Annotated in this window: 21 protein-coding genes; 12 read left to right on the forward strand and 9 right to left on the reverse strand. The window is 67.2% G+C overall.

Features of this window, described 5'->3' with window-relative positions; genetic code table 11:
* Positions 1 to 54 precede the first annotated feature (54 nt).
* From MUG95_RS03095 to MUG95_RS03105, 3 genes are read right to left on the reverse strand one after another with little or no spacing between them, the layout of a single operon-like run.
* Positions 55 to 954, reverse strand: a complete 900-nt coding sequence (locus MUG95_RS03095) for a mechanosensitive ion channel family protein (RefSeq protein WP_247009612.1) — start codon at positions 952 to 954, stop codon at positions 55 to 57.
* Positions 951 to 1,199, reverse strand: coding sequence for a YhbY family RNA-binding protein (locus MUG95_RS03100; RefSeq protein WP_247009613.1), 249 nt, complete (start codon positions 1,197 to 1,199; stop codon positions 951 to 953). The genes MUG95_RS03095 and MUG95_RS03100 overlap by 4 nt, the downstream gene beginning before the upstream one ends.
* 51 nt (positions 1,200 to 1,250) lie before the next feature.
* Positions 1,251 to 1,538 carry a ribonuclease P protein component 4 gene (locus MUG95_RS03105; protein ID WP_247009614.1) on the reverse strand — a complete coding sequence of 96 codons (288 nt, stop codon included), beginning with the start codon at positions 1,536 to 1,538 and terminating at the stop codon, positions 1,251 to 1,253.
* An 83-nt stretch (positions 1,539 to 1,621) separates the two neighbouring features.
* Between MUG95_RS03105 and MUG95_RS03110 the strand changes: the two genes are divergently transcribed.
* From MUG95_RS03110 to MUG95_RS03120, 3 genes are all read left to right on the forward strand, one after another.
* Positions 1,622 to 2,683 carry a glycosyltransferase family 4 protein gene (locus MUG95_RS03110; protein WP_247009615.1) on the forward strand — a complete coding sequence of 354 codons (1,062 nt, stop codon included), beginning with the start codon at positions 1,622 to 1,624 and terminating at the stop codon, positions 2,681 to 2,683.
* Positions 2,684 to 2,709: 26 nt separating this feature from the next.
* Positions 2,710 to 3,816, forward strand: coding sequence for a glycosyltransferase (locus MUG95_RS03115; RefSeq protein WP_247009616.1), 1,107 nt, complete (start codon positions 2,710 to 2,712; stop codon positions 3,814 to 3,816).
* A 175-nt stretch (positions 3,817 to 3,991) separates the two neighbouring features.
* Positions 3,992 to 4,978: a sensor histidine kinase gene (locus tag MUG95_RS03120; protein WP_247009617.1), complete on the forward strand. Its 987-nt coding sequence runs from the start codon at positions 3,992 to 3,994 to the stop codon at positions 4,976 to 4,978.
* A gap of 3 nt (positions 4,979 to 4,981) precedes the next feature.
* Here MUG95_RS03120 and MUG95_RS03125 read toward each other — a convergent pair whose 3' ends face one another.
* The 5 genes from MUG95_RS03125 to MUG95_RS03145 are packed head-to-tail and all read right to left on the reverse strand — an operon-like array spanning position 4,982 to position 8,590.
* Entirely contained in the window at positions 4,982 to 5,431 is a 450-nt protein-coding gene (locus MUG95_RS03125) for a hypothetical protein (RefSeq protein ID WP_247009618.1), read from the reverse strand.
* Between the two features lie 45 nt (positions 5,432 to 5,476).
* Positions 5,477 to 5,782: a DUF8060 family membrane protein gene (locus MUG95_RS03130; protein ID WP_247009619.1), complete on the reverse strand. Its 306-nt coding sequence runs from the start codon at positions 5,780 to 5,782 to the stop codon at positions 5,477 to 5,479.
* Positions 5,775 to 6,800, reverse strand: coding sequence for a DUF7490 domain-containing protein (locus MUG95_RS03135; protein WP_247009620.1), 1,026 nt, complete (start codon positions 6,798 to 6,800; stop codon positions 5,775 to 5,777). The genes MUG95_RS03130 and MUG95_RS03135 overlap by 8 nt, the downstream gene beginning before the upstream one ends.
* Before the next feature lie 49 nt (positions 6,801 to 6,849).
* Entirely contained in the window at positions 6,850 to 7,614 is a 765-nt protein-coding gene (locus MUG95_RS03140; RefSeq protein WP_247009621.1) for a DUF2797 domain-containing protein, read from the reverse strand.
* 49 nt (positions 7,615 to 7,663) lie between these two features.
* Positions 7,664 to 8,590, reverse strand: coding sequence for an NAD-dependent epimerase/dehydratase family protein (locus tag MUG95_RS03145; RefSeq protein WP_247009622.1), 927 nt, complete (start codon positions 8,588 to 8,590; stop codon positions 7,664 to 7,666).
* Between the two features lie 214 nt (positions 8,591 to 8,804).
* On the opposite strand from MUG95_RS03145, the gene MUG95_RS03150 reads away from it, so the two are divergent.
* From MUG95_RS03150 to MUG95_RS03180, 7 genes are all read left to right on the forward strand, one after another.
* Complete coding sequence (locus tag MUG95_RS03150; RefSeq protein ID WP_247009623.1) at positions 8,805 to 9,452, forward strand: hypothetical protein; 648 nt, start codon at positions 8,805 to 8,807, stop codon at positions 9,450 to 9,452.
* A gap of 65 nt (positions 9,453 to 9,517) precedes the next feature.
* Positions 9,518 to 10,219 carry a DsbA family protein gene (locus MUG95_RS03155; protein WP_247009624.1) on the forward strand — a complete coding sequence of 234 codons (702 nt, stop codon included), beginning with the start codon at positions 9,518 to 9,520 and terminating at the stop codon, positions 10,217 to 10,219.
* Between the two features lie 24 nt (positions 10,220 to 10,243).
* The gene (locus MUG95_RS03160; RefSeq protein WP_247009625.1) at positions 10,244 to 10,792 is read left to right on the forward strand and encodes a tRNA (cytidine(56)-2'-O)-methyltransferase; all 549 of its coding nucleotides are present in this window, start codon (positions 10,244 to 10,246) and stop codon (positions 10,790 to 10,792) included.
* Between the two features lie 121 nt (positions 10,793 to 10,913).
* Complete coding sequence (gene tfe / locus MUG95_RS03165) at positions 10,914 to 11,444, forward strand: transcription factor E (protein ID WP_247009626.1); 531 nt, start codon at positions 10,914 to 10,916, stop codon at positions 11,442 to 11,444.
* Positions 11,444 to 12,109: a DUF2110 family protein gene (locus MUG95_RS03170; RefSeq protein WP_247009627.1), complete on the forward strand. Its 666-nt coding sequence runs from the start codon at positions 11,444 to 11,446 to the stop codon at positions 12,107 to 12,109. The genes tfe and MUG95_RS03170 overlap by 1 nt, the downstream gene beginning before the upstream one ends.
* Positions 12,106 to 12,864, forward strand: coding sequence for a DUF5803 family protein (locus tag MUG95_RS03175; RefSeq protein ID WP_247009628.1), 759 nt, complete (start codon positions 12,106 to 12,108; stop codon positions 12,862 to 12,864). Before MUG95_RS03170 ends, MUG95_RS03175 begins: the two co-directional genes overlap by 4 nt.
* A gap of 69 nt (positions 12,865 to 12,933) precedes the next feature.
* The gene (locus tag MUG95_RS03180; RefSeq protein WP_247009629.1) at positions 12,934 to 13,632 is read left to right on the forward strand and encodes a competence/damage-inducible protein A; all 699 of its coding nucleotides are present in this window, start codon (positions 12,934 to 12,936) and stop codon (positions 13,630 to 13,632) included.
* Positions 13,633 to 13,656: 24 nt separating this feature from the next.
* Here the strand turns inward: MUG95_RS03180 and MUG95_RS16845 are convergent, their stop codons facing one another.
* Complete coding sequence (locus tag MUG95_RS16845) at positions 13,657 to 13,782, reverse strand: hypothetical protein (RefSeq protein WP_256463864.1); 126 nt, start codon at positions 13,780 to 13,782, stop codon at positions 13,657 to 13,659.
* Positions 13,783 to 13,854: 72 nt separating this feature from the next.
* Here MUG95_RS16845 and MUG95_RS03185 point away from each other — a divergent pair, with 72 nt between their 5' ends.
* Both MUG95_RS03185 and MUG95_RS03190 read left to right on the forward strand, forming a co-directional pair.
* Entirely contained in the window at positions 13,855 to 14,916 is a 1,062-nt protein-coding gene (locus tag MUG95_RS03185) for an ATP-NAD kinase family protein (protein WP_247009630.1), read from the forward strand.
* A gap of 102 nt (positions 14,917 to 15,018) precedes the next feature.
* On the forward strand, positions 15,019 to 16,053 hold the full coding sequence (locus MUG95_RS03190) for a phosphate signaling complex PhoU family protein (protein WP_247009631.1): 1,035 nt from the start codon (positions 15,019 to 15,021) through the stop codon (positions 16,051 to 16,053).
* Positions 16,054 to 16,056: the final 3 nt, after the last annotated feature.

The following is a 16,056-nucleotide window of genomic DNA, read 5'->3' on the forward strand; positions in this document are numbered from 1 at the left end:
CGTCCGTGAGCAGACGGGGGTCGCCTCCGGCGACCCCCCGCAGTAAAAAGGTGGTTAGTCGTCGCCCGCCTGCGGTTCCGCGATGCCTTCGACGTTCTCCAGTTCGAGACCACCGCCGATGGTGCGGTTCGGGTAGGGGATGTCGATGCCGGCGGCGTCGAACGCCTCTTTGACCGCTTTGACGTACTCGGCACGGGTCTTCACGAAGTCCGCACGCGAGGGGTTGGCAATCCAGATGCGGGACTGCAGACCCACCGACGAATCGCCGAGTTCCACCAACCGAACCGAGGGGGCCGGGTCGTCCAGAATCTCCTCGTGGTTTTCGGCCTCCTCGATGATTATCTCGGTGGCCTCGTCGATGTCGTCGTCGTAGCCGATGCCGAAGAGGAACTTCAGGCGGAGTTGGTCCTTGGCGACGGGGTTCTTGATGACATCGTCGGTCAACTGGGAGTTCGGCACCGTCAGGAGTTCGTTGTCGAAGGTCCGCACGCGGGAGACGCGCAGGCTGATGTCCTCGACGACGCCGGAGTTGCCGTCCCACTCTATCCAGTCGCCGATGCGGAACGGGCGGTCGGTGAAGATGAAGATGCCGGCGACGAAGTTCTTGATGACGTCCTGCATGGCGAAGCCGATGGCGAGCGTCGCCGCCGCGGCGACGGTGGCGAGTGCCGTGAGGAAGTTGCCGTAGCCAGCAAGTCCGAACGCGACGGCGATGGCGACGAAGACGGTGAGGATGCCCGTGATTTTGAGTAGGGGTTTGCGGGCGTGCTGGTCGAGTCCCCGCCGGTTCAGCACGCGCCGCACGAGAGGCTGGACGACGGCCTTGCCGACCAGATAGAGGACGAGGAACGAGACGACGAACGTTATCGCCGACCCGATGGCGTCGGCCGCGGGGACGCCGGCGTTGTCGAGGAAGTCGGCGACGAACGCGCCGCCAGTCTGCAGGAGCGTCATCGCTCCAAGACTGCCGTGTGACCGCGCGTCTCGACGACCGACGCGTTGACTTCGGCGGCGAGGTCAGCCGCCAAATCCTCGGTCGTCGTCCCGCCGCGGGCCGCCCGGAGGAACTTGACCTTCACCAAGTCCCGCTCCGCGATTTGGTCGTTCAGTTCCTCGACGACCGCTCCGATGCCGTTCTTCCCGACCCAGACGGTCACGTCGAGGTCGTGGATGCGTTGTCGCCGGTCGGTGTCGTTCATATTGTCCCTACACAGGCAAGTATCACTTATAAACCCTGTCCAACGGGACGGTCAGCGATAGGGGTAGCGCGCCTGCGCACCGCAGTCACAGGTGACGACGACGTGGCCGTCACGAGTCCTGACGCGGGCGTTGGTCCCGGGCCGGAGGTACACGTCGCAGGCGTCGCATGTGAACCGCTTGAACGTCCGTGGTAGCGAGAGGCGGGTCCGTTCGGCGACGCGGCGGGCACGGCGTACGTACTCGCGCGAGCGGTCGAACTCCCCCGCTGCGGCCGCCTCGCTGGCGAGGGACTGGAGTCGGTCGACGCGCTCGGCCGCGAGTTGCTCCTCGTCGGGCACGGCCGCCGCTAGCAGGCAGGGCGGCCTATAGGTTGCGCTCCGCTTCCGGTAGCGTTTTCTCCCGCCCTCGTCTCGCTCCCCCCGTGCGCGCCCTGAACTACCTCGAACTGGCCGACCGTCTCGACCGGAGCGGTATCGGCACGTCCGTCGACCACCAGCGCGCGGCACTGGCCGACACCGACATCGAGGTGGTCACCTCGCCGTGGACGGGCGGCGGTCCCGCGAGCGGCCTCCGCGCGGCGGCGACGGGTCGCGGACTCTTCGCCGACTACGATATCGCCCACTGCAACATGATAGGGCCGGGAACCGTCGCCGTGGCCCGCCACGCCAAGCGCGAGGACATTCCCCTCGTCCTCCACTCCCACGTCACCGCCGAGGACTTCGCCGAGAGTTTCCGCGGGTCGACCCACCTCGCGGGGCCGTTGGGTCGGTACCTCCGGTGGTTCTACTCCCAAGCCGACCTCGTACTCTGTCCGAGCGAGTACACGAAACGGACCATCGAATCCTACCCCGTCGGGGCACCGATTCGCCCCATCTCCAACGGCGTGGATCTCGACTCGCTCGTCGGCTACGAGGACTGCCGGACGGAGTATCGGGAGCGGTTCGACCTCGACGGGATGGTCGTGTTCGCCGTCGGCAACGTCTTCGAGCGGAAGGGCCTCACGACGTTCTGCCGGTTGGCCGAAGCGACCGAGTACGAGTTCGCGTGGTTCGGCCCGTACGACACCGGGCCACAGGCATCGAAGACGGTGCGGAAGTGGACGACGAATCCGCCGGAAAACGTCACGTTCACCGGGTGGGTCGAGGACATACGCGGCGCGTTCGGTGCCGGTGACGTGTACCTCTTCCCCACGAAGGCGGAGAACCAAGGCATCGCCGTGTTGGAGGCGATGGCCTGCCGGAAGGCCGTCGTTCTGCGGGACATTCCAGTGTTCGAGGAGTTCTACACGCACGGCGAGGACTGCCTGAAGTGTGAGACGCGTGCGGAATTCCGGGACGCCCTCGACCGCTTGGCGGCGAACCCGGACCTGCGCGAACGTCTCGGGGAGAACGCGCGGCAGACGGCGGAAAAGCACGGGTTAGACCGCGTCGGCGACGAGTTATCAGCGGTCTATCACGACCTCGTCGGCAATCCGACCAATTAAGTCCCGGTCGGTGAAAGCCCCGACAGATGCTGCCCACCGCCGCCGTGTTCACGGACACCTACCTCCCGACGGTCAACGGCGTCACCTACACGATTCAGACGTGGCGCGAGCAGTGGGAGGGGCGCGACGGGGAGATGCCCGTCGTCTACCCGGACGGCGACGGGTACGACCCTGCCGTCGGCGAGTGGCCGGTTCGGAGCATGTCCTTCCCGTTCTACGAGGGGTTCAACGTGGCTATGCCGTCGGTTCCGGACGAACTCCCGGCGGCGGACCCGGACCTCATCCACGCCCACACGCCGTTCCTCCTGGGCCTCAGCGGCCTCAACTACGCGCGTCAACACGACCTGCCGCTGGTCGCCTCCTACCACACGCCGACATCCGAGTACGCCGACTACATCGCGGAGGGGTGGCTCCGCTCGCCTGTCGAGCGGGCGGCCCGCAGCTACGAGAAGTGGTACATGAACCGTGCCGAGATGGTTATCGTCCCGAGCGAACCGGCCCGCCACCACCTCCGGGAAATCGACGTTCGCGCACCCATCGAAGTCGTCCCAAACGGCGTCGACACGGAGCAGTTCAAGCCGGTCGATACCGACGAGTTCTGCCGGACACACGGCCTCGACGCCGACCGCCCGCTGGTGGGGTACACCGGCCGCCACGGCTTCGAGAAGGAGTTAGACCTGATACTTGACGCCACCGACGGCATGGACGTGACGGTGGTGTTCGGGGGCGACGGACCGGCACGGGACCGCCTCGAACGGCGCGCCGCCACAGCAGACGTCGACGTACACTTTCTCGGCTTTCTCGACCGGGGCGACCTCCCGGCGTTTTACAGCGCGTTGGACGTGTTCGCGTTCCCGAGTCCCGTCGAGACACAGGGGTTGGTCGCGCTGGAGGCGAACGCTTGCGGGACGCCCGTCGCGGCCGTCGACGCCGGCGCGCTCTCGGACACCGTTCGGAACGGCGAGAACGGCTACCGCGCGCCCCCGGGCGACGTAGGCGGCTTCCGGGAGACGATAGAGCGGACGCTCCGCGACCGGGAACCACTCCGGGAAAACTGTCTCGCCCAGCGCGAATCAATCAGCGTCGACCACGCCGTCGACGCGCTCCGCGAGGCCTACGCGCTGCTCGAATAACGGGAATCAAATTCCCAAACGGCGACAGCTTTCATTAAGCAGGGAACATCAAAGTGTATTCACATAGGCATAGATGGGCAAGGGTCTGGAACGTAACAGTCGGCAATCCGTTTACCGCGGAGTCCTATCCCTATCGATCGGCGTCGCCGTCGTTCTCGTGGTGAATCTCTGGCTGATGTACACTGCCGACGTGACCCAGCGGGAGATAGCCGCGTGGCTCGTCGCCCCAATCTGTATAATCCTGCTCGTCTTCGCGGTGGGTTTCTGGGTACGGGCCGATTCGTCCCGGGCACGGCACCTCAACCGCGTCGTCGTGTGGGCGTATCTCGGCGCGCTCTTCCTCGGCATCGGCGGCGGGCTGAGCACGTACGCACAGACGACGGAGGGCTTGATGGTAATAGTACAGTCTGCCGTCGGCTGGGCGGCAAGCGGACTGCTCCCGGGCGGATTCGTCGGCATCTACGACGCCGAGCGGCGGATAGAGCGCGTGCGGTCGGAGCAGGCACGCGAGGAGGCCGAACAACTCGCGATGGGGCTCTCGGTCATCAATCGCATCCTGCGGCACGACTTTCGCAACCACATGACCGTCCTGCAAGGGCACTTCGGTGCCCTCGAAGAGGCTAATCCGGAGCGGGTCGAGAGTATGCGAGAACACACGGACCGTCTCGTCGAACTGGCCGACCGGGCCCGGAGAATGGAGGAACTGCTCCGGACGGAGGAGTGGACCGTCGTCGACGCGCCGAATGCCGTCACGAACGTCGTCGAGGAGTGTCGAACGGAGTACGAGGACGCGGAGTTCCATCTCGACGGCCCGGAAGAGGCCCCCGTCTCGGTGCGGGGACAACTAGAGACGGCGGTGATGAATCTCGTCGAGAACGCCGTCGTTCACAACGATTCCGACACCCCGGCCGTCGAGGTGTCAGTCGAGTCGACCGACTCGGCGGTCGAAATCGACATCCGCGACAACGGCCCCGGCATCCCGCAGTACGAGCGAACCCTCCGCAACCGCCCGGGTGAGACGGCACTCGAACACAGTAACGGGACTGGCCTGTGGCTGGTCGGCTGGTTCGCCGAGCAATCGGACGGGTCGTTCACCATCGAAACGACGGAGGATGGGTCGGTCGTGACGCTCTCGCTCCCCCACGCGTCGGCGGGAGTCTGAGACTCAGTCTTCGAGCGCGTCGGCGATACGGTCGAGCGTTCGGCGCACGTCGTGTACCTCGTCGCGGAGCTTCCGCACTTCACGGGTGAGTTCCTCGTTCCCGGCCGACTCCTCTTCGCCGCGACCCGGACCGCCGCCGGGGCCCATCCCGCCCGGACCGCCGGGGCCGCCACCGGGACCCATGCCACCGCCGCCGCCGGGGCCGCCGCCCATCATGCCGCCCATCATCTGTGCGAAGGGGTTGCCGCCGCCCATGCCGCCGGGGCCGCCGCCACCCATCATCTCTTCGAGGCGTTCCTCGCGGGACTCGTGGTCGTCACCCTCGCCCTCGCCGCCCTCGGCACGCTCCTGTCGAATCTCCTCGACACGCTCGCGGAAGGACTTCCCGTCGCTCTCCGATTCTCCTGTCTCCTCGCCTGCTTCGTTGGCTTCGTCTTCAGGTTCGTCTGCCATGGCTCCGGGTTGGGTGGCTGCTCCCAAAAGGGTTGTCGTGTCCCCTCAGTTGCGCATCCGCCGGACCAGCAGCGAGAGGCCGATGGCACACCCGAACACGACGGCGAGGTTGAACGCTGCCTGAAACACCGGCACCCAGTCGCTTGCTATCCAGATACGGATGGCCCGTGACGCGCTGTCGTAAAAACGCAGCGTCGCCAACAGGGCGAGGACGAGCAGGGTGGCGAAGGCACCCCAGTACAGGTACTCGACGGCACTCCGGCCCCGGAGGAGGGAGCTGTCGCCGTCGTTCTCGTCGGTCGGTTCGCCGGTCGTCGGTGCGTCTGTCGGGGTTGTATCAGTGTCAGTCACGGGAACCACCTCGTCGGGCGAGTCCGAGCGCGATAGCGAGCAGTGCCACGAGCGTTAGCGCGGCGGTGAACCCCGGCCCTTCCTCGGACACGGGTGTCCCCGGCCGCTCTCTGTCGGGCGCGCCGCCCGCGCCGTCACCGCGCTCGAAGTCCTCGACGCGCAGGCCCACCTCGCGTCTGGTCTCGTTGACGGAGATGGTCTCGCTCGGGTCGAGGTTGGCCGCCGCGCGCGTGGACGTGACGATGACCCCGTCCTTCCAGAGCGTGGCGTCGAGGTAGTAGTTGTACTCGGCGGGGACCGTCAGCGTCGTCGACGGGTTGGCCGTCGTGCCGGGCTGAATCTGGCCGACCCGAACCGTCCGCTCGGCCGCGACGATGTTCGAGTCGGCTTGCCGCGCCTTCAGCGTCAGCCTGACCTCTTCGGACGGCGTGTCGCCGTTGTTCGTGAGGTACGTCGAGACGTTCAGCGTCGTCGTGTCCTCGCCCGCGCGCTCGATGCGGTACTCGACGGACGGCTGTGCGTCCGCACCGCCGGCGAAGCGGTGGAAGTCGACCGTCGTCTGTGCGTACTCGGGCGTCAGCGTCCCGACGCCGCCGACTTCGGTCTCACCCTCGTCGTATCGCCGCCCGTCGGCGTAGACGACGGTCTGGATGCGATAGCCGCCGCGGCGCGGGACAGTGAGGTTCGCCGTCACGGGCACCTCACGCTCGCCCTCGACCGTACCCACGTCGACAGAGCGGGTCGCCTCGACCAGCCCCGATTGGCTGCCGACGGCCCGGAACAGGACGCTGACGTTCTCGGAGGGGCCGCCATCGTGTTGCACTCGCGTCTCGACGGTCAGGGGCACCGTCTCGCCGCCGACCTGCCCGTGGGAGACGGTCACGTCGCGTATCTGCAGGAAACCACGCCGCACGTCGTCCTCGGGCGCGGAGACGGCTCCGGGGACGGCGACGGCCAGCAGTGTCGCGACGAGGAGGACCACCGCCAGACCGGCAAACAGGGACCATTCACGCTTCACAGCGGTGAGACTCTCAGGGGGGAACAAATCTCTTGTGCAGAAACACGAATCAGAACGCGCCGAGGCTGGACTGGAGGTTTCGGTCGGTGCCCCCGTCAGTCACCTCGTGCCCCACGAGGTCACGCAGGTCCACCGCGTAAGCACTCCCCGCGTGGTCGAGGACGAGGACTCGGCCCTGCGTCCCGCGGACGGTGCCCGTCGCCAGCGTCTCCGAGACGGGGCGGTCCGTCAGCGAGAGGTCGTAGTCGAACTCGTAGGTCGCGAGCGGGTCGAACTCCGCGAGGAGCGCGGTCCACGCGTCGTCGTCCACCGAGCGATGAATGCCGTCGATTTTCGTCGGAACGCGAACCCTATCGCCCACCTCGCTGGCGATGTCGGCCTCGATTTGGCGGGCGATGCGGCCGTCTTTCACCGTCCGGAGGTGGGCGGCGCGGTCGGCTCCCTGCTCGCGCAGGCGGGTGTCGAGTCGCCACGAACGGGTGACCCCCACTTTGAAGATGGCCGGAGCGAAGGCGGCCAGATAGACGGCGTGTTCCTCCCGACAGGCGGGGAGCGGGCGGTCACAGTTCCCGACACACCGCGCGCAGGCCCACTTGCTGGTGTGGTCGGCACAGTACGGCGCGGACGGGTTCGGGCATCGCTCGTGGCCGTCCCCGGAGACGGCCCCCGCGCAGTGACGCTCGCCCAGCGTGTACGCGAGGTCCGTCCCGGGCGCGAGCGACTGGCGGGTCACGTCGCCGCCGTCGGCCAGCGAGAGCGCGGGGTCGCGGTCGTCGTCGACGCCGACCCCCGTGTCGTACCCGACGATTTGCACGGCGACGCGTAGCGACCGGGGAGGTATAGGTGCTACGAGAGGCGCGGCGTCAGTCGCCGTCGAGCAGTTCGCGGGTCGCCTGCCGTACGGCGTCGTCGGAGGACTGGTCGGGTTCCCACCCGAGCGCGGCCAGTTTCTCGATGGAGAGACGCATCCGTGGCACGTCGCCGACCCACCCGCGGTCGCCGCCGGTGTACTCGTAGGTGGGGTCCAACTCCATCTCCTCGCTCACGATGTCCGCGATGGTCGTGACGGAGGTGGTCGTCCGGGTACCGAGGTTGTAGACGTTGAACGGTCGCGTCGCGTTCTCGACGACGTGGCACATCGCGTCGACGCATTCGGAGACGTGCATGTATGACTTCTCTTGGCGGCCGTCGCCGAGGATTTCGAGCGTAGACGGGTCCTCGCGGAGTTTGTGGATGAAGTCGGGGACGACAGCCCCCTTCTGGAGGCGCGGGCCGACGATGTTGGCGAAGCGGAACACCCACGCCGTCATGTCGTGGCTGTTCGCGTACACCGACAGCAGGGACTCCTCGCCGAGTTTGCTCGCCCCGTAGATGCTGATGGGTTCCAGCGGCGCGTAGTCCTCGGGGGTCGGCCGCGGTGCCTCGCCGTACACCGTCGAGGAGGAGGTGAACGCGATGTTCTCGACACCGGCCTCGTCCATCCGGTCGAGGACGGTTTCGGTCAGTCGGTTGTTGAAGCGGTACTGGTCGATGTCGTCGCGGGCGGCGTCCTTGTCGGCGGCGAAGTGAAAGACGACGTCGGTGTCGGGCGTGATGGCCTCGGCGGCCACGTCGGGGTCGGTGAGGTCACCGTCCACGAGTTCGACGCCTCCGGGGAGCCACGAGGGGTCACCGGTCGAGCAGTCGTCGACTGCGCGCACTTCGTTGTCCTCGACGAGGCGCGCACAGAGGTGTGAGCCGACGAACCCCGCGCCGCCGGTCACGAGTATCCGCTTTCCTGTCAGGTCCATACCCCCTCTCCCGTGGGGTCTGCCAAAGTGCCTTTGGAACGCGAACGGCACACGCAACGGGCACCCAATCGGAACGGAAACGGAGGCGAACGAACGAACCACGCGACTAAGGATTTCCCTACCAGCGGCGTAGCCACGACCATGTGGTTCGAGCGAACGACACCCCCGGCCGCCGAAAGAGGTCCTTACCAGCGGTAAGACGCTCCTAAGAGAGATGTGTAGGACACCGCGTCCCGTCGACTGGTTGGAACGTCACTGTACGCCGCGAACGCTCGCGTCGTTGACAGTCGTGCTTGCCGTCTGTCTCGTCGTCGCCGTGCTGTTCGTGGCGTGGTACTTCGGCTCCATCGGCCTCTCGCTCGGGTCCGTCGGCTACGACGACGACGACCGGACCGTCGTCGTCGAGAGCGACGCCCTCGACATCTTCGAGCGACACTACCGGGACGACCGGGAGGAGGGGTGGTGCCTCTACGGCAGTGCCAACGAGACCCACCTCCGCGTGGACGCTGTGGTCCCCGCACGGCCGCTCTCCCAGAGCAAGGAGGAGATACAGTTCACCTGCGTCCGCGAGACAGCCGGCCGACTCCTCGCACAGGAGGGCGCCAGACTCCTCGGTGCGGTCCATAGCCACCCGAGTAACGACAAGAGTTACCTGAGCCGCAAGGACCTGTTGCTGTGGGGTCGCACCACGCCCGTCGTCGAAGTGATGGGTGTCTACACCGAGGACGCGGGTGTCGCGTTCTTCACCGTCGAGAGTCTCCGGACGCCGCTCCCGGTGGTCGTCGTCGGAGAAACCGCCGACACGGCCCCGCGGAAGAGTACGAACGCCACCGCACGACACCGCTCTCGGCGGGCACCCTGACTGGGTAGTTCGGAACGTGACGCCATCGAGACGGACTTAAATGCGGTGGTGCCGAAGCGGAACCTATGGACGGACGAGCGACGACTGAATCGAGCGCGCGACGGACCAGACGGGAGTTGCTCGCGGCTGTCGGCGGCGGGACGGCCGTCGCCGTCGCCGGGTGTCTCGGCGGCGGCCCGGACACGCTCGAAGACGGTGACGCAACCGGCACGGCCACCGGGTCCCCCGCGTCGGACATACTCTCGACACCCGTTCGCGGCGACCCGGAGGCACCCGTGACGGTCCTCGCCTTCGAGGACTTCGCCTGCCCGCACTGCCGTGACTACTCCCTGAACGTCGTCCCCGATATCCTCGCCGAGTACGCGGACGACGGCACGATACGCTACGAGTTCCACGACTTCCCCATCCCGGTGGACGAGGACGTATCGTGGAACGCGGCCTGTGCCGCGCGGGCGGTACAGGCTCGGGCGGACGACGAGGCGTTCTTCGAGTACGCACACGCCCTGTTCGAGGCACAGTCGGACCTCGGGCCGGACGCCTACGAGCGACTCGCGGACGATGCGGGGCTGGACGGGGCCGCCGTCCGCGAGTCCGCACTCGACGGCGAGTACCGGCCGACGGTGGCCGCCGACCGCCAGCGGGGCGAGGAGGCTGGCGTCCGTGGCACGCCGACGGTGGCCGTGGACGGGACGGTTGTCGACCCGACGTACGACGCCATCAGTGCCGCAATCGAGGACGCGCTGGGGACGCGCACCGAAACCCCCTAACCCCGCCGTGGTCTCGGGGCAGACATGCAGGACACTCCCGAAGTCGCGGTCCTTCGCCTCGGCCACCGGCCGGGCCGGGACGAGCGAATCACGACACACGTCGGGCTGACCGCGCGGGCGTTGGGGGCCGACCGCGTGGTGCTGGCCGGTGACGGGGCGAGCCGTGCCGACACGGTGCAGGACATCACCGACCGGTTCGGCGGTCCCTTCACGGTCGAGACTGTCGAGTCGTGGCGGCCGGTCCTCAGTGCGTTCGAGGGCGCGGTCGTCCACCTCACCATGTACGGTCTCGAAGTGCAGGACGTCGAAGCCGAGATTCGGGAACGCCACCGCGACCGGCGCGACCCGCTGCTCGTCGTCGTCGGTGCCGAGAAGGTCCCGTTCGAGGTGTACGAGGCCGCCGACTGGAACCTCGCGGTGACGAACCAGCCCCACTCGGAAATCGCGTCGCTCGCCGTCTTCCTCGACCGGCTGTTCGAGGGCCGGGAACTCGACCGGGAGTGGGAAGACGCAGAGAAGGTCGTCGTGCCGCAAGCCACGGGGAAACAGGTCGAGGACACCGACGAGACGTGACCGGCAGGCTGGTTACGGGCGACCGAGGCCCGGAGCGGCCGCGGCGACGCCGGTCCGAGCCCGGGCGGTCGACCGGGGCGGTCCGGTGCTTTTAAACGATTCAGACCCGGACTAGGTATCAATGGCTTTTGAGGAACTCCTCGAGGACCCGGTGATACAGAAGTATCTCCACGAACTCGTGGGCCCGAAGGGGATGCCCGTCGCCGCGGCCCCGCCGGACGGCGAAGTGACCGACGAGGAACTCGCCGAGGAACTGGGCCTCGAACTGAACGACGTGCGCCGCGCGCTCTTTATTCTCTACGAGAACGACCTGGCGAGTTATCGCCGCCTGCGCGACGAGGACTCCGGGTGGTTGACCTACCTCTGGACGTTCGAGTACGACAAGATTCCCGAGCAACTCCAGTCGGAGATGCGCCGCCTGCTCGACGCGCTGGAACAACGCCAAGAGTACGAGTACAACAACGAGTTCTACCTCTGTGAGGTGTGTGGCATCCGCTTCGAGTTCGACGAGGCCATGGACTTCGGCTTCGAGTGCCCCGAGTGTGGGTCGCCCGTCGACGCCATGGAGAACACCGCGCTCGTCGGCTCGATGGAGGAGCGAATCGACGCCCTCCGGGACGAACTCAACGTCGAAATCGAGCGAGAGGCCTGATGGTCGTCCTCGCATCGAAACTGTACGTCGGCGGCGACGCCCGCGAGCGGACGCTCGACAGTCTGACTTCCCTCGTCGGAAATGCGGTCGGTGACCTCGACGTGACCTACGAGGTCGGCATCCGCGACGACGACTTCCCCTCGGTCACTGTCGACGGCCCCGACGCCGTGGCCGCCCGGAACCTCCTCCGCGAGGAGTGGGGGTCGATTACCGGCGACTTCGAGACGGGCGAAACCTACGTCGGCACCCTCGAAGGGTGGGACGACGACGGGTTCGTCCTCGACGCCGGGCGAGAGGTGCGGATTCCGGCCTCGGAACTCGGCCTCGGACAGGGGACACCCGCCCAGATACGGACGCGGTTCGGGCTGGTGCAACACGTCCCGCTCCGGTTCGTCTGGGACGACCCGGCGCGACTGGCGGAGGCAGAGCGCGACCGGTTGTACGACTGGACGCGCGGGACCGGGCGGGTCAACGTGAACAGCGCGACACGGGCGGAGGCGCGTGCGACGGTCAACCGCGCGGGTCACGCACAGGACATCGTGACCGTCGAGCGACTCGGACTGCTCGAACAGAGCATCGTCTGTCGTGAGGGGACCGACCCGCCGGGGCTGGTGGCGAGCATCGGCGAGTACCTGCCCGCGGAGTTGCTCGCAGTCGTACCATGAACAGGCGACTCCTCCTCGCGGTCGGTGTCCTGGCCGTCCTCGCCGCGCTCGCGGGGTGTTCGACGATTCTGGGACCGGGAGAGCCGGACCCCGAGGAAATCAACCAGAACGTCACCTACGACTGGAACACGAGCGCGAACGTCACGGTCGACGTGGCACAGTCCGAGTACACCGCCGTCTACGTCATCGACAACCGGACCGAGATAGAACTCTACCAGCGGGACGCTTTGGGGACCGAGAACCCCCTCGACGCGCGCGCGCTGAAGTTCCAGTTCGAGAACGGGACGGTGCGGAACGTCTCCGTCGAGAACGTCTCACTGACACGCAAGCGTGCCGTCGTCACGTTCCCGGCGCGGGACGGAAAGCTGGCGTTCACCTCGCCGCGGCGGGGGAAGTCGTGGTCGTCACCCACCTTCGTCGAGGGAACGTACGACGTGACGCTCCCGCCGGGGGCACGGGTCGGCATCCCGATTCTCGGGCAGGTCAGCCCCGGCCACGACGGGACGGAGATACAGAACGACCGCGTGACGATTCACTGGGACGACGTCGAACGGCGGTCGATATCGGTCAGGTACTACCTGACGCGTGACCTGTGGCTGTTCGGCAGTCTGCTCGGTGTCGGCCTACTCGCCGCGGCCGGCGGCCTGCTGTACTACCTCCGGCAGATTCGCTCGTTGGAGCGACGACGCGAGGAGGTGGGCCTCGACGTAGACGTCGAGGACGACGGGGACGACCCGCCACCAGGAATGGGGTGACGCGCAACTGGCCCGCCGGGGCGCGGTCGCATCTGGGGGACTTTTGACCGCCGACCGCCAAGGAGTGCTATGCGCGTCGCGCTGGTCACCGTGGGTGACGAACTACTCGCGGGAGACACCGTCAACACGAACGCCGCGTGGCTCGGCGAACGCCTCGTCGACCGCGGAGCGGCCGTCGAGCGCGTGACCGTCGTTCCCGACCGAGTGAGCGACATCGCCCGTGTCGTCAACGAGTATCACGCCGAGTACGACGCCGTGGTCGTCACGGGCGGCCTCGGACCCACACACGACGACGTGACGATGGACGGCGTGGCGGCGGCGTTCGGTCGCGAAGTGACCCGGAGCGAGGAGGCACTGGCGTGGCTGGAAGACCACAGCGGCTACGCCCGCGCGGACCTCGCCGAGGGAACCGCCGATATTCCGGCAGGAGCGCGGATGCTCCCGAACCACGAGGGGGTCGCCCCGGGGTGTGTCATCGAGAGCGTCTACGTCCTCCCGGGCGTCCCGGCCGAAATGAAGGCCATGTTCGAGGAAGTGGCGGCAGAGTTTACTGGCGAACGGCGACACGTTGAGCGGGTGGCCGCCGACGAACCCGAGAGTGCGATGCTCGACCGCATCCGCGAGGTGCGCGACCGGTTCGACGTGAAGGTCGGGAGTTACCCCGGCGACACCGTCCGGGTCAAACTCGAAGGGACCGACGAGGACGTGGTACACGAGGCGGCGGCGTGGCTCCGCGAGCGGGTCGAGACACCGGAATCCGAGGAGTAACGGGACGCGTCGTCGCGGACGCTGCTACCGGTAGAGGTATGCCCACCACGCGGCGACGAGGGCGAGGCCACCGAGACCGACGATGGCCCCGGCGAGATTGATGATACCCGTCTGGACGGTGCTTTCCGAGGCGGCGAGTACGACGCTCATAGCCGACGCTTCCGGCCGCTCTGTCTTAACAATCCCGGACTGCTTTTGAGGACGCCCCGACTACGACCGTCAATGCATACCCTCGGGGTCGTGGTCAACCCGATAGCAGGCATGGGCGGGCGCGTCGGCCTGAAAGGGACCGACGGGAAGGTTGCGGAGGCGCGCGCTCGCGGTGCGGAACCGCGCGCGCCGGACCGTGCCCGCGAGGCACTGGCACGCGTCCGCGAACTCGCACCCGACACCGAGGTGCTGACCTACGGCGGGGCGATGGGGGCCGACCCCGCCCGCGCGGCGGGCTTCGAACCGACCGTGGTCGGCCACCCGGACGGCGAGGAGACGGCACCGTCGGACACCCGGGCGGCCGTCCGGGAGTTCCTCGCCCGCGGCGTCGACCTCGTGTTGTTCGTCGGCGGGGACGGGACGGCCGTCGACGTGGCCGAGGCCATCGGCGACGACGACACCCCGATGCTCGGCGTGCCGGCCGGGGTGAAGGTCTACTCGGAGGTGTTCGGCGTACGGCCGCGGGCGGCCGGACAGGTCGCGGCCACCTTCGAGGACACGGAGCCGGGCGAGGTCAACGACATCGACGAGGACGAGTACCGCGAGGGGGAGGTCCACACGGAACTTCGCGGGGTGGTACAGGTCCCCGTCGCCGAGGAACGCCAGTCGAGCAAGCAGTTGGGCGGCGGCACTGTCGAGGGCGTCGCGGAGGGCGTCGCCCGCGAAGCGAGCGCGGGCGTCACGTACGTCCTCGGTCCCGGGAGTACCGTCGGTGCGGTGAAAGCCCAACTCGGCTTCGAGGGGACTGCACTGGGCGTCGACGTGTGGCGCGACGGCGAGGTGTTGGTCGAAGACGCGAGCGAAGCAGAGATACTCGACGCTCTCGGCGAGGAGAACGTCGTCGTCGTCTCACCCATCGGGGGACAGGGATTCGTCTTCGGCCGCGGCAACCAGCAGATTTCGCCGGCCATCATCCGCCGGTGCCGGGTCGAGGTCGTCGCGTCAAAGCGGAAACTCGACGGTATCGGCGTCCTCCGGGTCGACACCGGCGACCCGGACCTCGACGAGGAGTTACGGGGGTGGCTCCAAGTCCGGGTCGGCCGGTACGAGCGACGGCTGATGGAAGTGGTTTAGGAACACGGCCGCGAGGCGGACCCTCATGAAGAGATATTATATTTCGCTCGGTATTAACCCATGTATAGACAGGATTAAGGCCGTTCCGCCCACAGAGTGCGTATGGAGACGCGGAAAGTACAGCGGCTAGGACCGTCCACGCTCGCCATGACCCTCCCGGCGGAGTGGACCTCCGAACACGACGTCGACAAGGGCGACGAGGTGTCCCTGCGCATCGGTGGCAAGGGGACGCTGACGGTGATGCCCGAGTCCGTCCAGACGGAGGAGTCCGAGGCGATAATCTACGCACAGGACCTCGACGCCGACGCCGTCGAGCGAGCCATCGTCGCGCAGTACGTCCTCGGGCGACGTATCATCCACGTCGAGGCCGGTGAAGGGGGGACGCTCGAGAGCGAACACATCAACGCCGTCTACAACGCCGAGACGCAGTTGATGGGACTCGGCGTCATCGAGGAGACGCCCGAGCGCATCGCCATCCGGTGTTCGGTCGACCCCGAAGACTTCACGCTCGACAACCTGCTCGAACGACTGGAATCGACCGGGTCGACGATGCGCAACGAGGCCGTGAAGGCACTGGCCCACGGCAACCCCGACCTCGCACAGCGCGCCCTCAACCGCGAACGACAGGCCAACAAGATATTCGTCCTCCTGCTTCGGCTCATCTTCACGGCCTACCAGAACCCCAACCTCGCCCGCGCGGTGGGACTCGAAGACGGCTTCCCGCTCATCGGCTACCGAGCAATCGCCAAGAATCTCGAACTCACCGCCGACAACGCCGAGGACATCGCCGAAATCGTCCTCGAAACGGAGGGACACACCCTCGACGTGGACTCCTCCACGATGCGACGCATCCGCGAGTTCACCGACGGCGTCAACGAGATGACCGAACTGGCCGTCACCGCCGCCGTCGAACGCGACTACGACGCGGCCATCGAGGTCCGGGAACGCTTCGCGGAAGTCGGGTCGAACGAGCAGGACATCCTCGACGACCTCCCGGAGATGGGGAACACGGAACTCCTCCGCGTGCGCGAGGTGCTGGTCAGCCTCCGTCAGACTGCCGAGTACGCGGTCCGAAACGCCGAAATCGCCACGAACCTCGCGCTCAACGAGGAGTCCGAACACACGGAAATCAAGTAGTCG

Origin of the sequence: Halorientalis litorea (assembly GCF_023028225.1) — an archaeon.
GTDB lineage: Archaea > Halobacteriota > Halobacteria > Halobacteriales > Haloarculaceae > Halorientalis > Halorientalis litorea.